The organism is Arthrobacter sp. K5 (genome assembly GCF_040448525.1).
Classification (GTDB): Bacteria; Actinomycetota; Actinomycetes; order Actinomycetales; family Micrococcaceae; genus Arthrobacter; species Arthrobacter globiformis.
The window spans coordinates 1208932-1223640 of record NZ_CP159279.1 but is presented as its reverse complement, the minus strand read 5'-3'; the positions used below and the strand labels follow the sequence as shown (position 1 = coordinate 1223640).

Here is a 14709-nt window from a genome sequence, read left to right as displayed (position 1 = left end):
CCCGGCGGGAGCCCCTAGCTGCCGAGGAACGCGATGGCCGCCTGCTTGAAGGCGCGGCTGGTGATGGCGTTGGTGTGCGTGCGCCCGGGCAGGATGAGCTGCTCGGCCGCGGAGCCGGCCTTCCGGGCAAGTTCGGCAAGCTGCGGCATGGACGCGGCGCGTTCATCGTTTTCACCGGCCACCAGCAGCACGGGCATGTGCGGCACGGCCTCGGCCGGGTCGTACGGTTCACCCTTGATCGCCTCAACCAGGGACAGCAGGGCGAAGATGTTGTTGCTCGGCAGCGCCTGGGCCATGCTGAGGAGTCCGGCCGTGGACGCGTCAGCAATGGGGGTGCCGTCCGCCAGGTACCGCTGCGCGGCCACGAGGTCGAAGTCCGCCAGGGGGTCGGCCATGTTCGGGCCGCCCAGGACCAGCCGGTGCACCAGCTCCGCCTGGGTGGCGCCAAACTCCCAGGCGAGCCGGGAACCGAGGGAATAGCCGATCACATCCAGCCCGCTGGCGGGGTCGCCGTCGCGCAAGGGCCGGGCGCCGGCGTCGAACGCGATCTGCAGGAGGTCCGCCCTGATCCGGCTGGGGGAGTAGGAGTCCATGTCCTCCGGCGCGCCGCTCCGGCCGTGGCCGGGCAGATCGACGGCGATGACGCGGCGGCCTGCCTCCAGGAGCGCCGGGATCCAGCCGGTGTCCTCCCAGTTCAGCTTGCTGGATGCAGAGAAACCGTGGATGAGGAGGATGGGGCGGAGGCCGGCGTCGTTCGCGGGGTCGTGCACCTCGACGTATAGCTGCGGGTCGGTGCCCTCGACCGTGTGGGAGTGCTGTTCGCCGGTGTGTCTGCCGCTCATCGCCTCAGTCCTCGTCAAGTCTCAGTCCTTGTCAGGTGCAGGGCTCGCCGGGACTGCTTCGTCGCCGGTCCGCCGTGGATGGGCACCACTCTACCTGCCTGCGGACCGGGGAAATCCACGGCTTCCCAACTGGGTGGCAGCACAGGGGGTTCCCAGCCGTGAGAACCCCCTGTGCTGCTACCTGGTTGGGCGCGAAGCCGCGAACCGGGCGCCTGCCCAGCAGGCGGCGGCAATTCCGGCAATGAGCAGCAGCGTGCTGATCAGCTGGATGCGGCTGCTCTCTGCGCTGAAGCCCACGGCAAACACCAGCCCCAGCAGCACCAGGCCGAACACGGTGAGCCCGGGGAAGCCCGTCATCCGCAGCGGCAGGTGCGTGCCGTCACGGTCCGCCCGGCGGCGGAGGATGAGCTGGGAGACCAGCGCCGAACCCCAGACCACGAGGCAGGTGGACCCTACCAGCTGGAACAGGGCGGGCAGGATGCGCTCGGGAAACAGCAGTTCCAGGACCGTGGCGATGAAACCGAACGCTACGGAAACGCCGACGGCGACCATCGGCACGCCTGCGCGGCTGAGCCTGGACAGGAAGCCGGGAGCCTCGCCGCGCTCTGCGAGCGAGAACACCATGCGGGACGCCCCGTAGAGGTTGGCGTTGAGGGCGGACAGCAGGGCGACGACGGCCACCAGGGTGATGGCGGTGGCGGCACCCGGGATGCGGGCGGCGTCCAGGACGCCCGCGAACGGCGAGGACAGGGCCTCTGAGGCGGCCGGAAGGACGGCCGCGATCACAAAGACGGAGCCGATGTAGAAGACGAGGATCCGCCACACCACAGTGCGGATGGCCTTGGTGACGCTGTGCTCGGGGTCTTCGGTCTCAGCGGCTGCGACGCTCACGATCTCCGTGCCGCCAAACGCGAAGATCACCACGAACAGGGCCGTGGCAATACCGCCCAGGCCCGAGGGCGCGAAGTCTGCCGTGATGTTGGCCAGGCCCGGCGATGCCACGTCCGGCAGGAGCCCCAGGAGCAGCGCGGCGCCGATGGCGAGGAACAGGACGATGGCGGTCACCTTGAGGATGGCAAACCAGAACTCGAACTCGCCGAAGTTCTTCACACCGGCGAGGTTGATGCCCGTGAACACCACCATGAACACCAGGGAGAGTGCCCACACCGGCACCACCGGCCAGACCGAATACAGCAGCCCCGCGGCACCGAGCGCTTCGGCGGCGATGACCACCACCAGCTGCAGCCACCAGAGCCAGCCCACGGTTGCCCCGGCGGTCTTGCCCATGGCGCGCTCGGCGTACACGGAGAAGGCGCCGCTGTTGGGGTTCGCTGCCGCCATCTCGCCGAGCGCCCACATGACCAGAATGATGAGCGTGCCGGCCACAAGGTAGGAAACCAGGACGGCGGGACCTGCTGCCTGGACGCCCGCGCCGGAACCCAGGAAGAGCCCGGCGCCGATGGCGCTGCCCAGGCCCATCATCGTGAGCTGGCGGGGCTTCATGCTGTGTTGGAGCTGAACCGCGGGTCGCTCTGCTGTGGACTTCATCGTCATGCTGCGCACCTTCTTGGGGTTGGGGGGACTGGTCCTTATGGGACCTTTCGAATTTACACCCAACATCGGATGAAACATTTTGCATCCCGGGCCAGCGGCCGTAGAATCAGTTTGAGTCAATTTGACCATAACTAATCCAGGGCCGGCCCGGTCGGGCCGGCCGATCGCAGCGAAGCGGGTGATTACCGTGTACACCACCTCAGCCAACGTGGCCGAGCGGCAGTCCGCGCCGCCGTCGCTTGCCATTTCCACGGTGATTTTCGCGCTCCGGCCCAGCGAGTCTTCCGGCCGCCCCACGCTGTGGCTCCCGCTGGTCCGCCGGATCCGGGAACCGTTCAAAGGCCTGTGGGCCCTTCCGGGCGGTCCGCTGACCCACGCTGAATCCCTGCAGGACGCCGCTTCGCGGAACCTGCGGGAAACCACGGGGCTGGCACCCAGCTACCTCGAACAGCTCTACGCCTTCGGCGGTATGCACCGCTCACCCACGCAGCGCGTGGTGTCCATCGTCTACTGGGCGCTGGTCCAGCCCACCGAAGCCGCGCTCGCGGACGAATCCGAGAACGTCAGGTGGTTCCGCGCCGACAAGCTCGGAAGCCTGGCCTTCGACCACAACGCGATTGTGGACTACGCCCTCTGGCGTCTGCGGAACAAGCTGGCCTACGGCTCCATCGCCTACCACTTCCTGGGGGAGTACTTCACCCTCGCCCAGGTCCGCGAGGTCTACGAAGCCGTGCTGGACACGCAGCTGGATCCCGCCAACTTCCGCCGGCAGATCAAGTCGACGCCGGAAATCGAAGAAACCGGTGAATACCTCCAGGGCGGAAAGCACCGCCCGCCGCGTCTTTACCGATTTACCGGCCGCCCCGGCCTCGACCCAGATAACAGGAGCACCCCATGAGCAGCGTCAACACTGCCATCCAGCTGATCACGCGTGAACAGGCCGAAAAGGCCACGGCAGCCGGCACCGGCGGCACCTGCAGCCCGGCGCTTGCCAAGGGGCCCTGGGAGTATGACCTCGCGGAAACGCTCACCGGTGTTCCGGCCTACGGTCCCGGAGCCTCCAGCGCGGACGTCGCACCTGCCTCCACCCCGCGCCAGGGCCAGCTTCCCGAGGAGTACAAGCTGGCCGGCGAAGCGGAGCTCGATGCCCGGATCCGGGCTGCCAAGGCGGCGCTGGGTGACCGGGCCGTCATCCTGGGCCACTTCTACCAGCGCGACGAGGTGGTCCAGTACGCAGACTTCGTCGGCGACTCCTTCCAGCTGGCCAACGCTGCCCTGACCCGCCCGGACGCCGAAGCGATCGTGTTTTGCGGCGTGCACTTCATGGCCGAAACCGCTGACACCCTCTCCCGACCGGAACAGGCAGTCATCCTGCCCAACCTCGCCGCCGGATGCTCGATGGCGGACATGGCCGACGCCGATTCCGTGGAGGACTGCTGGGAGCAGCTCGAGGAGATTTTCGGCACCGAGCCCGACGCCGAGGGCCGGGTTCCGGTCATCCCCGTCACCTACATGAATTCCTCCGCGGCGCTGAAGGCGTTCTGCGGCCGGAACGGCGGCATCGTCTGCACGTCCTCCAACGCCAGGACGGTCCTCGAATGGGCCTTCGAGCGCGGGCAGCGCGTCCTGTTCTTCCCGGACCAGCACCTCGGCCGGAACACGGCCAAGGCACTGGGCGTTCCGCTCGAGCAGATGCCGATGTGGAACCCGCGCAAGGAACTCGGCGGCAACGACGAACAGGCCCTGCTGGACTCCCGCGTCATCCTCTGGCACGGATTCTGCTCGGTCCACAAGCGCTTCAGCGTGGCCCAGATCGAGAAGGCACGCGCCGACTTCCCGGGCGTCAATGTCATTGTGCACCCCGAATGCCCCATGGAGGTGGTTGACGCAGCCGATTCCGCAGGGTCCACGGACTTCATCCAGAAGGCCATCGCGGCAGCCACCGAGCCCACCGTGTTCGCCATCGGCACCGAGATCAACATGGTGAACCGGCTCGCGGCCCAGTACCCGCAGCACACCATCTTCTGCCTGGACCCGGTCATCTGCCCCTGCAGCACTATGTACCGGATCCACCCCGGCTACCTGGCCTGGGTTCTCGAAGAGCTCGTCGCCGGTCGCGTGGTCAACCGCATCACCGTGGACGATGACGTGCAGCAGGACGCCAGGACAGCACTCGAGCGCATGCTCGCCGCCAAGCCCCAATAGGGAGCCCACCATGACCAGCGAAAACGGAACGGCCGGCCGCCGGCGGCTCGCCGTCGTCGGCAGCGGCATCGCCGGCCTCTATGCCGCGCTGCTCGCGGCGGAGGCAGGCGCCGACGTCATGCTGCTGACCAAGGGCGCGCTCGCGGACAGCAACACGTACTTCGCCCAGGGCGGCATTTCCGCCGTCCTCGATGAGCCGTCGCCCGGCGACACCGTGGCCGCCCACATCGCCGACACCCTGAAGGCCGGCGCCGGGCACTGCAACCCGGCGGCTGTCCGGGTGCTCTGCACCGAGGCGCGCCGGGACATCGCCGGGCTCGGACGCTTCGGCGTCCGCTTCGACCTGGACGACGACGGCGACCCCGCCTTGGGGCTCGAAGCCGCCCACTCCGCGCCGCGGATCCTGCACGCCGGCGGCGACGCCACCGGCGCCGGGATCGCCAACGCCCTGATCTGCGCCGTGCTGGCCGCGCAGGCCTCGGGCAGGATCCGGCTGCTGGGCCACGCCAGCGTCACGGCTCTATTGCAGGAGGGCCGGCGGGTCACGGGCGTTGAGTTCCTGCAGGCCGGCCGGCTGGGCAAGATCCAGGCCGACGCCGTGCTGCTGGCCACCGGCGGGGCGGGGCAGCTGTTTGCGCAGACTACCAACCCTTCCGTTGCCACCGCGGACGGTCTGGCCCTGGCCTGGCGCGCCGGCGCGGCGGTCGCGGACCTGGAGTTCTTCCAGTTCCACCCCACCTGCCTGGTGCGCCCGGACGGGGGAGCGGCAGCCGGGTCGGCAGGCAACGACGACGGCCAGGATCCGCTGCTGATCTCCGAGGCAGTGCGCGGCGAGGGTGCCATCCTTGTTGATGCGCACGGCCGCCGCTTCCTGCACGGATACCACCCCGACGCCGAACTCGCCCCGCGCGACGTCGTGTCCCGCAGCATCGCTTTGCACCTGGCCGCGCTCGGAGACCCCAATGGTCACGTCTACCTCGACGCCCGGGTCATCGAGGACGCCAGGGGAGCAGGATTCCTGGAGCGCCGCTTTCCCACCATCACGCGGCGCACCCGCGAGGCCGGCCTCGACTGGACCCGGGAACCCGTCCCCGTCGCACCGGCCGCACACTACTGGATGGGCGGCATTTCCACCGACCTGCACGGCCGCACCAGCGTCCCCGGGCTCTTCGCAGCCGGCGAAGTCGCCTGCACCGGAGTCCAGGGCGCCAACCGCCTGGCCAGCAACTCGCTCCTCGAAGGATTGGTTTTCGGGCGGCGGGCTGTTGAGGCGTTTCTTGGTGACCTGTTGCCTTCGTCTCCCAACGGCACCCCTCCGCTTGCTAGCTCGGCCGCTGGCGGCCTCCCCTTGACGCACGCTTCCGGGGCACCGTTAGTCGACTCCGGGGACGGTGACCGAACCCTTGTGCCCTACCCCGAGGGAAAAATGGGGGAGGAGTTCTCACGTGGCGCCCTGCGGCGGGTGATGACTGCCAAGGCGGGAGTGCTTCGCAGTGGCGAGCTATTGCGGGAGGCGGGGGCCGTGCTTGCCGGGTGGGCCGCCGTCGTCCGTCCTGAAGCGGTGCCGCAGGCAGCGGACCCGCGGACCCATGAGGACGCCAACCTGCTGCTCGCCGCGCAGCTGCTGGTCCACGCGGCCAGGGAGCGGCAGGAATCGCTCGGCGCACACTACCGCGACGACGGCCTGCCGGTGCCGGTCATCAGCCTGGAGGACCAGGCGCGCGACCTAGACGAAGAATTCAGAATGAGCCCGAAAGCGAGCCTTGTCCATGACTAGCCTGACCCTCCCCGCAGCACCCGTCCGCGAGATCCTGGAGCGGGCCTTCGCGGAGGATGCGCCCAGCGGCGACATCACCTCGCAGCTGCTGATCCCGGCCGAGGCCCGCGCCGCCGCTGTGCTTAACGCCCGCGTCCCGGGGGTCTTCAGCGGCGGCAGCGTGTTCCGTGACGCCATGCTGATGGTGGACCCGGACACGCAGGTGGAGCTGCTCGTGGCCGACGGCGAGGCCTTCGCGGCCGGAACAAAACTCGCGCGGGTCACCGGCCGGGCGCGCAGCGTGCTGCTGGCCGAGCGGGTCGGCCTGAACCTGGCGCAGCGGATGAGCGCCATCGCCACCAAGACGGCGGAATTCGTGGCCCTGGCCGCCGGCACCAAGGCACGCATCACGGACACCCGGAAGACCACCCCCGGACTGCGGGTCCTGGAACGGTACGCCGTCCGCTGCGGTGGCGGCGCCAACCACCGCTACAGCCTTTCCGACGCCGTCCTGGCCAAGGACAACCACCTGGCGGTCATGACCGGGGGAGACCCGGCACGGCTGACCGCGCTGCTGGCCGACGCGAAGGCCCAGCTGGGACACACCACGCACTTCGAGGTGGAGGTGGACAGTGCCGACCAGATCGAACCCGTCCTGGCCGCCGGGGTGGACACCATCATGCTGGACAACTTCAGCCTTGAGGAACTCCGCGCCGGTGTCCGGCAGGTCGCCGGGCGGGCCGTGGTGGAGGCCAGCGGCAACGTCAACCTCCGCACCGTGGCGGACATCGCCGCCGCGGGCGTGGACGTCATCTCCGTCGGTGCCCTGACGCACAGCGTCACGGCTCTGGACCTCGGCCTGGACGTCGAACTGACAGTGGGGTGAACACACCATGATCTTCCTGGACGCAGCAGCCACAACACCCGTCCGCCGCGAAGTACTGGAGGCGATGTGGCCCTACCTCACCGGCGACTTCGGCAACCCGTCAAGCCACCACTCGCTCGGTGACTCCGCCGCGCGGGCCCTCGCGGATGCCCGCAAGACTGTGGCCGCCGTGCTGGGCTGCAGGCCGGGAGAGATCACCTTCACGTCCGGCGGCACGGAGGCGGACAACCTCGCAGTCAAGGGCATTGCCCTGGCGCGGCAGGCCGCGGACCCGGCCCTGAACCGGGTGGCGATCAGCGCCGTCGAGCATCCCGCCGTGGAGGAGTCGGCGCGGTACCTCGAACGCTTCCACGGCTTCACCGTGGACGTCGTGCCTGTCGACGGGAACGGGACGGTGACACCGGAGGCGCTCGCTGCGGTTTTGCGGGACGAAACCGCGCTGGTCAGCATCATGTACGCCAACAACGAGGTGGGCACCGTCCAGCCGGTGGCCGAACTGGCGGCCCTGGCGAAAGGGCGGGGGATGCCCTTCCACACCGACGCCGTGCAGGCTGCGGGCTGGCTGCCGCTGGACGTGAAGGCGCTCGGGGTGGATGCGCTGAGCATCTCCGGGCACAAACTCGGGGCGCCCAAAGGCAACGGAGTCCTGTTCGTACGGGGCCGGACCCGCACCGAGCCGCTCCTGCATGGCGGCGGGCAGGAACGCGGCCGGCGATCCGGCACCGAAAATGTTGCGGGTGCCGTGGCCCTGGCCACCGCACTCACCCTGGCGCATGCCGACCGGCCCGCGCTCGCGGCGCGCGTCACGGGCCTTCGCGACCGTTTTGTGGCTGCCGTGCTGGACAGCGTTCCGGGAGCGCTGCTGACCGGCCACCCGTCCGAACGGCTGCCCTCGGTGGCGTCCTTCTGCTTCCCGGGCACCAGCGGCGAATCCGTCCTCCTGGAACTCGAGCGCCAGGGCGTGGTGTGCTCGAGCGGCTCGGCGTGCGCGGCCGGATCGGACGCTCCGTCACCGGTGCTGGTGGCACTCGGCATCGAAGCGGAGGTGGCACAGACCGCCGTGAGATTCAGCTTTGATTCGTCGGTGACCGCCGCCGACCTGGAGGCTGCCGCCGCGGCGGTGACGGCCGCCGTCGGAAGCGTCCGGAACCTGGGCCTGGTCGCAGGGTAGCGTGCCGGTCAGCTGGCGGCCGTGACGGGATTGGAGAGCTCTCCGATGCCGCCCACCCGGCAGGTGACGGTGTCGCCCGGCTGGATGCCCGTGCTCGCCGCCGGGAACCCGGTGAGCACCAGGTCGCCGGGGTGCAGGGTCATGAACGAGGTCAGGTAGACGAGGATCTCGTCCACCTTCCAGCCCAGGTTGGCGGTACTTGCCGTGGGCAGTTCGGCGCCGTTGTGGACGACGCCGATGGTCTGGTCCGTATAGTCCAGCCCGGTGACGATCCAGGGGCCGGCCGGCGTGAAGGTGTCTTGGCTTTTGGCGCTCAGCCAGAGCTCATCGGACTTTTGCAGCCTGCGGGCGGTGACGTCGTTGCCAATGGTGTAGCCCAGAACCGCGCTCCGTGCATTGTCGAGGGTCAGGTTTTTCACGGTCCTGCCGACGACGACGGCCAGCTCCGCCTCCGGCTCCACCAGCCCGATTCCGGCCGGCAGTTGAATCGCCTCGCCCGGGCCGATCACGCTGGTGGCTGCCTTGTGGAAGGCCTGCGCCGGAAGGTCCCGGCCGGCCTGCCCGGTGTTGTGGGCCATCCCCAGGACATTGGCCGGCACGCTCGGCGCCAGGAACGCGAAGCTGTCCTCGGAGACCTCGGCGCCGGGTTCCCAGCCACCTCGGTGGCCGCTTCCGGCGTTGGCGCGCGAACCGGGGAACGGGGACTGCACCACCGTCCATGTCCGCCCCGCGGTGCTCGCGAAGTCCGCGGCGTCATTGGCCACGAAGAACTGTTCAGGAAGCTGTGCTGTGTCCGCATCCGGGGACGCGGCTGGGGACGAGACATACGCCGGGGCAGGGGCGAGGGGACGGACGCGGGCGATCCGCCGCGGGAGAGCTGGGGTCATTCAGCCATCGTAGGGGGTTCCGGCGAGCTGACCGGAACTACAGTGCCGACAGGAACTGCGTGACGTCAGTACAGCTCGCCGACCGGAATCTCCACAGCCAGCCGGTTGGCCGGGCCGGCGAGAGGGCAGGCCCAGGCCTCGTTGTAGGCGCACGACGGGTTGTAGGCAAAGTTGAAGTCCAGCACATACTGGACTTCCGGCCCCGGGCCGCGGACGACGCCATGGAATGCGCCCTTGATGGTGTCCAGGAGGTAGCGGCCCGCACCGTAGCTTCCGCCGGGCTGGCCGGCGGTGGCGTCCCGGAACGGGACGAAGATCCCGCCCCCGTAGCCCATCAGCTTCCAGACGGCCAGTTGTCCCATTTCCGGGAGGTCGAAGGTTCCCAGCCGGACAAACCGGACCACACCGTCTGTCCCTGTTTCGACGTTCATTTCCCGCCCGGCACCCTGCTTGGTCAGGGGGACGTAGAAGCGGTAGATGGGATCGTAGTCGGCCGTCTTGAGGCCGTAAAAGGACGCCTTGGCTTCATCTGTCAGGGCCGACGCCGGATGGGTTCCGAACATGCGGTCGCGCTCCTGGCGCCAGTAGGCGTGGGCCTCCTCAGGGCTGTCGGCGGCGATCTTGCGCACGGTGTCGTAGAGGGCGAAGGTCCGCAGCCGCCAGTCTGCAATGTCGAGCGCGGACATGTTCGCCAGGGTCTGCTCCGCTGCGTCCAGTTCATGTTCGGCCATGACCTCAGCCTAGACCCTTTGTGATGCCCGTCCGCCCAGGCCGCCGGGGGACCGCGAAACGCTGGCCCGCAGCCTCCGGATGGGGGCCAGCGTCCCGGTTAGGCTGGAGCCATGACAGGGATTACGGCTTCTGGACGTAAGGGGATCGCCGCCGTCGTACTGTTGACGGCGGGACTGATGGCCGGCTGCAGCAGCGACGGCAAGGGTGCGCCCGCCTGGACCGCGGAGCCGGGCACCAGCCCGGCGACCGGTGCGGCATCGGGTTCCGCGGCCCCTTCCGCAACCGCCTCGGCCAGTGCCACCGCGACGGCCGGGGCCACGGCGGCTGCCTGGAAGGTCTTCACCGACCCTGCCAAGACCGTGAGTTTCGAGCTGCCGCAGGATTGGATTGCCCAGTCCGTTGACCCCGATAAGGGAACCCTCCCCGGCGCCGTGAAGATCGAGGTCAAGGACGCCGAAGGCGCCTACCTGGCCACCCTGCAAACGGGCCTGCCCGAGACCAGCCCGGCGAGTTGCGCCGCTTCCGCCCGCAAGCCCTACGTCGTCGTCAGCAGTGTTCCGGTGGAGCTGCCGCATAGCGGCGGGCAGGGGACCATCGACCCGCACGTGGTGTTCAGGGTGATCCAGGGCTACCGCTACTTCGGCTCCTACGGCATCACCAATCTGGTGGGCGGCGCCGACTCCAAGGCGTGCCAGCTGCAGAACGTGGTACAGGGCCTGGCGGGCAAGGGGAACTACTCGTTCAGCGACGTGCGCTCGCTGAAGTCGTTCGCGCCGGATGAAAAAGTGGCACCGGCCAAGGCCTTCGACACCCTTGACCAGGCAGCCGGCTATGTCAACAAGGGCTCCGAATTCGCCAACGTTCAGCGGATGCTAATGTCTCTGGAGATCAAGAGCTAGTCCCGCTGCCTCCGGCACACCCCAGCCCGCAGCCGCGACTGACTGACGCCGCCTCACACCCCGGAGACCAATGGAACGAACTGTTGCTGCCCGCCTGGTATTTAAGACCGTGGCCGACACAAAGGTGGCGATGGCCATCTCCGTGGCGAGGAATGCCGGGTACACGTCGTTTGACGAGAACCTCAGCGTGACGGCCGGTGGGGAACAGGTTCCTCTGACGGAGCTGTCGGACCACCACGGGGGCAGATTCCATTACATGGAGTTTGCTGACCCCACTGAGGTCACCGTGGATTACTCGGCCAGTGTTGCGGGCCTTGCGGAACCTGAGGAGGCCTCTCTGATGGAGCTGATCCGCTATGTCCGGCCCAGCCGTTATGCCGAGTCAGACCGGCTGCTTCCAACGTCCTATGCCGAGTTCGGCGGACTCCAGGGCGGGGAACTCCTGCACGCCGTACGCAACTGGGTGTTCAACGAACTGCGCTATGTCAGCGGCTCCTCCCGGGGGACGGACGGCGCCGTGGAGACCCTCCTGAACCGGCGGGGCGTGTGCCGCGACTATGCGCACCTGGCGATCTCGCTGCTGCGTGCCAAGAACGTGCCTGCACGGCTCGCGGCTGTTTATGCGCCGGGCCTTTCCCCGATGGATTTCCATGCTGTGGCCGAGGCCCACATCAACGGGGCCTGGCACGTGATCGACCCCACCGGCCTGGCGCCCAGGGATGCCATGCTGCGCATCACCGCCGGACGCGACTCCTCGGACACGGCCTTCCTGTCCACCGTGGGCGGAAGCCTCTCCCTGCGGGAGATCAGGGTCTTCGCCACGGTGAACGGGGACCTGCCTGCGGAGGATCCGGACAAGCTGGCCGTCATCCGCTGACTGCAGGGCGGGAGAGGCGAGTGACGACGGGTCCGGTGTCCCGCCGTCGGCCGTCCGACGGCGGTGCCCCTCCGGTGCCGTCCCGCTAACGGGACGGCAGTGACGCGCGCAGCTTCTCCGTGAGGCGCAGCAGTTCGCGCTGCTCCGCCGCCGTCAGCGCCGGGGCAACGAGTTCGGCGATGTCCCGCACGTGCTCCCGGCCGATTTCCTTCTGCAGCGCGGCGCCCTCCTCCGTGAGTTTGAGCAAGACGCCCCGGCCGTCGTCCGGGGCCGGCATGCGCGCCACAAGGCCGCGTTTCTCCAGCCGGTCCACCAGCCTGCTCAGGCTGGACTGGCTCAGGAGCACGTTGTCGTTCAGTTCGTTCAGCCGCAGCCAGCCGGACGGGCACCGTGACAGGGTGAACAATACGTCGTACTCGTTCACCGCCAGGTTCCGGAAGGCGGGGCCGGACTGCAGCCTGCGCATCACGGCCACCTGCGCGCGGAACAGCGACTCCCAGGTTTCGGCGGCCAGCCGGACGGCGGAAGTCGCCGGCGCCTTCCGGGGTGCCATCACGCCTCCGTCGGGGAGGGAACGGCTGCCGTGTCCTGGCCGATCCCGGCACCAGCGCCCTCACCTGCAGCGCCGCTGGCGGCGATCCGTGCGGCTACGCGCCCGGCGTGCGTGGGCGGAGCCGGGATGTGAGCGGGCGTGCGTTCGGCGTACTCCTTGCGCAGGACGGGCAGGACCTCCTCGCCGAACAGGTCCAGCTGCTCCAGGACGGTCTTCAGCGGCAGGCCGGCGTGGTCGATCAGGAACAGCTGGCGCTGGTAGTCGCCGAAGAACTCGCGGAACGTGAGGGTCTTCTCGATGACCTCCTGCGGGCTGCCGACAGTCAGCGGAGTCTGGGAGGTGAAGTCCTCCAGTGACGGGCCGTGGCCGTAGACGGGGGCGTTGTCGAAGTACGGACGGAATTCCCGGACGGCATCCTGGGAGTTTTTCCGCATGAAGAACTGTCCGCCCAGCCCCACGATGGCCTGGTCCGCCTTGCCGTGGCCGTAGTGCTCGTAGCGCTCGCGGTACAGGCTGATCAGCTGCTGGTAGTGCTCCTTGGGCCAGAAGATGTTGTTCGCGAAGAACCCGTCGCCGTAGTAGGCCGCCACTTCCGCGATCTGCGGGCTGCGGATGGAGCCGTGCCACACAAAGGGGGACACGCCGTCCAGCGGGCGCGGTGTGGAGGTGAAGTTCTGCAGCGGGGTGCGGAACTTTCCTGACCAGTTGACGGTGTCCTCGTCCCACAGCTTGCGCAGCAGGCTGTAGTTCTCGATGGCGAGCTCGATCCCGTCCTGGATGTTCTTGCCGAACCAGGGGTAGACCGGGGCCGTGTTGCCGCGGCCCAGAACCAGGTCCACGCGGCCGTCAGACAGGTGCTGCAGCATGGCGAAGTCCTCGGCGATCTTGACCGGATCGTTCGTGGTGATCAGCGTGGTCGCGGTGGACAGCGTGATGCGCTCGGTCTGGGCGGCGATGTACGCGAGCGTCGTGGTGGGGGAGGAGGAGAAGAACGGCCGGTTGTGGTGCTCACCGAGGGCGTAGACGTCCATGCCGATCTCTTCGACCTTCTTGGCGATCGCCACGGATGCCTTGATGCGCTCGTGCTCGGTGGGGGTCCGGCCCGTGGTGGGGTCCTGGGTGATGTCGCTGACGCTGAATACGCCGATCTGCATGATGAGCCTTCCGTTCGCCGAAGTTGTTGTTCGGACCTGTACTGACAGTGTACCCGATTTACATGCATTTGCATGTACTGCCCTCAACGTCCCCGGCGCCAGGATATTCCCGCCCCTCCCAACTGGGTCGCAGCTCAGGGCCTTCCCACGGCTGGGAAGGCCCCGAACTGCTACTCAGACGGGGACCAGCCGCGCGCCAGAAGCGCCAAGCGGACCTTGCGGACGGCCGCCCGCGCGTCGTTCTCCATGTGGGTCTTGCCGATCCGCACCAGGATCCAGTCCGCGGCGGCGAAATCCTCGTCGCGGCCGATGTCCTTTAGCACCTGCGCCGGATCCGAATGGCCCTCTGCGTCGTACTCCACCGCAACACGGAACTCCGGGTAGGAAAGGTCGGGCTGGCGCACGACGCCACCGGCCAGCGACACCGGCACGTTGACGTCTGCATCGGGAAAGCCCCGGCGCGCCAGCGCAAGCCGGAGCCGTGTTTCGGGCGCCGAGTCTGCGCCGGCACGCGCCTGGTCCAGCGCCAAACGCGCTTTCCTGATCCCGGGTGTTCCCTTGTGTCTGTCCAGCATGTCGGCGAGTTCGTCGCGGGTGGCATGGGCTGCGGACCTCCCCTCGAACTCAGGACGCGGACGGCGCAGGAGGTGGTCCGCCACCACTGTCAGCTCATCGACACTCATCCGCCGCGCGATGTCCAGCCACGTCCTGGTCCTGCTGGTCACGAACACCCCGACGAGTTCCACGATCTCGTCGGGAAAGAACTGTCCGCGGTGGCCCACCACACCCCGCCGCCGGGCGATGGCAACCGCGTCCGGGCGGGATATGTGGATGCCAGGGCGATCAGCGCCGGGGAGGAAACCGGGAAACTCCCACAGCAGGAAGGCGGTTGCATGCGACGCCGCCGAAAGGCCGGTGACCAGCGTGTGGGGCCGGGCCAGGTGCGCCAGCTGCTGCGTCGAGGGTTGGGTGTGGGAGGGCGAAGGCATCCGGATGCCCCGGCTGGGGGTCACGAGGCCGCCGATCTTCAGCCGGTCCCGGCCAACCCCGGCGTCGAGTGCCTCCTTCACGGTGAAGGGAATGGCCGAGAGATGGTCCGGCAACGCGCTCGGATATTTCATGGCCCCATCGTTCCAAAAACCGGAGCCCGGAATTGAGTTATCCACAGGCAACCCGGCAGTCACCCCATGTAG

14 protein-coding genes are annotated in these 14709 nt (G+C 68.5%); 7 read left to right on the top strand and 7 right to left on the bottom strand.

All coding sequences use genetic code 11. The features are described 5' to 3' along the window. Window positions 1-14: 14 nt before the first annotated feature. Together ABRP34_RS05445 and ABRP34_RS05440 are read right to left on the bottom strand one after the other, a co-directional pair. Window positions 15-842 carry an alpha/beta fold hydrolase gene (locus tag ABRP34_RS05445; RefSeq protein ID WP_353712516.1) on the bottom strand — a complete coding sequence of 276 codons (828 nt, stop codon included), beginning with the start codon at window positions 840-842 and terminating at the stop codon, window positions 15-17. Between the two features lie 177 nt (window positions 843-1019). Continuing rightward, window positions 1020-2396 (bottom strand): amino acid permease, encoded by a 1377-nt coding sequence (locus ABRP34_RS05440; protein ID WP_353712515.1) that lies wholly within the window; start codon window positions 2394-2396, stop codon window positions 1020-1022. 187 nt (window positions 2397-2583) lie between these two features. Between ABRP34_RS05440 and ABRP34_RS05435 the strand changes: the two genes are divergently transcribed. From ABRP34_RS05435 to ABRP34_RS05415, 5 genes are read left to right on the top strand one after another with little or no spacing between them, the layout of a single operon-like run. Further along, on the top strand, window positions 2584-3294 hold the full coding sequence (locus tag ABRP34_RS05435) for an NUDIX domain-containing protein (RefSeq protein ID WP_353712514.1): 711 nt from the start codon (window positions 2584-2586) through the stop codon (window positions 3292-3294). Next, window positions 3291-4601, top strand: a complete 1311-nt coding sequence (nadA, locus tag ABRP34_RS05430; RefSeq protein ID WP_353712513.1) for a quinolinate synthase NadA — start codon at window positions 3291-3293, stop codon at window positions 4599-4601. The genes ABRP34_RS05435 and nadA overlap by 4 nt, the downstream gene beginning before the upstream one ends. Window positions 4602-4611: 10 nt before the next feature. Then, window positions 4612-6378, top strand: coding sequence for an L-aspartate oxidase (gene nadB / locus ABRP34_RS05425; RefSeq protein WP_353712512.1), 1767 nt, complete (start codon window positions 4612-4614; stop codon window positions 6376-6378). Next, window positions 6371-7243, top strand: coding sequence for a carboxylating nicotinate-nucleotide diphosphorylase (gene nadC / locus ABRP34_RS05420; protein ID WP_003805852.1), 873 nt, complete (start codon window positions 6371-6373; stop codon window positions 7241-7243). The genes nadB and nadC overlap by 8 nt, the downstream gene beginning before the upstream one ends. A 7-nt stretch (window positions 7244-7250) precedes the next feature. Then, complete coding sequence (locus ABRP34_RS05415) at window positions 7251-8414, top strand: cysteine desulfurase family protein (RefSeq protein ID WP_353712511.1); 1164 nt, start codon at window positions 7251-7253, stop codon at window positions 8412-8414. An 8-nt stretch (window positions 8415-8422) separates the two neighbouring features. Here ABRP34_RS05415 and ABRP34_RS05410 read toward each other — a convergent pair whose 3' ends face one another. Beyond that, a complete protein-coding gene (locus tag ABRP34_RS05410) occupies window positions 8423-9301 on the bottom strand; it encodes a fumarylacetoacetate hydrolase family protein (protein ID WP_353712510.1) in 879 nt (292 codons plus the stop codon). 65 nt (window positions 9302-9366) lie between these two features. Then, window positions 9367-10032 (bottom strand): DUF1684 domain-containing protein, encoded by a 666-nt coding sequence (locus ABRP34_RS05405; protein WP_353712509.1) that lies wholly within the window; start codon window positions 10030-10032, stop codon window positions 9367-9369. Between the two features lie 111 nt (window positions 10033-10143). Between ABRP34_RS05405 and ABRP34_RS05400 the strand changes: the two genes are divergently transcribed. Together ABRP34_RS05400 and ABRP34_RS05395 are read left to right on the top strand one after the other, a co-directional pair. Further along, window positions 10144-10932 carry a hypothetical protein gene (locus ABRP34_RS05400; RefSeq protein ID WP_353712508.1) on the top strand — a complete coding sequence of 263 codons (789 nt, stop codon included), beginning with the start codon at window positions 10144-10146 and terminating at the stop codon, window positions 10930-10932. A 70-nt stretch (window positions 10933-11002) separates the two neighbouring features. Further along, window positions 11003-11809, top strand: a complete 807-nt coding sequence (locus ABRP34_RS05395) for a transglutaminase family protein (RefSeq protein ID WP_353712507.1) — start codon at window positions 11003-11005, stop codon at window positions 11807-11809. A gap of 85 nt (window positions 11810-11894) precedes the next feature. On the opposite strand, the gene ABRP34_RS05390 is transcribed toward ABRP34_RS05395, so the two are convergent. The 3 genes from ABRP34_RS05390 to ABRP34_RS05380 form a co-directional block, all read right to left on the bottom strand. Beyond that, a complete protein-coding gene (locus ABRP34_RS05390) occupies window positions 11895-12362 on the bottom strand; it encodes a MarR family transcriptional regulator (protein ID WP_003805844.1) in 468 nt (155 codons plus the stop codon). Further along, entirely contained in the window at window positions 12362-13516 is a 1155-nt protein-coding gene (locus ABRP34_RS05385) for an LLM class flavin-dependent oxidoreductase (RefSeq protein WP_003805843.1), read from the bottom strand. Before ABRP34_RS05385 ends, ABRP34_RS05390 begins: the two co-directional genes overlap by 1 nt. A gap of 170 nt (window positions 13517-13686) precedes the next feature. Beyond that, a complete protein-coding gene (locus ABRP34_RS05380; RefSeq protein WP_353712506.1) occupies window positions 13687-14637 on the bottom strand; it encodes a hypothetical protein in 951 nt (316 codons plus the stop codon). Between the last annotated feature and the right edge of the window lie 72 nt (window positions 14638-14709).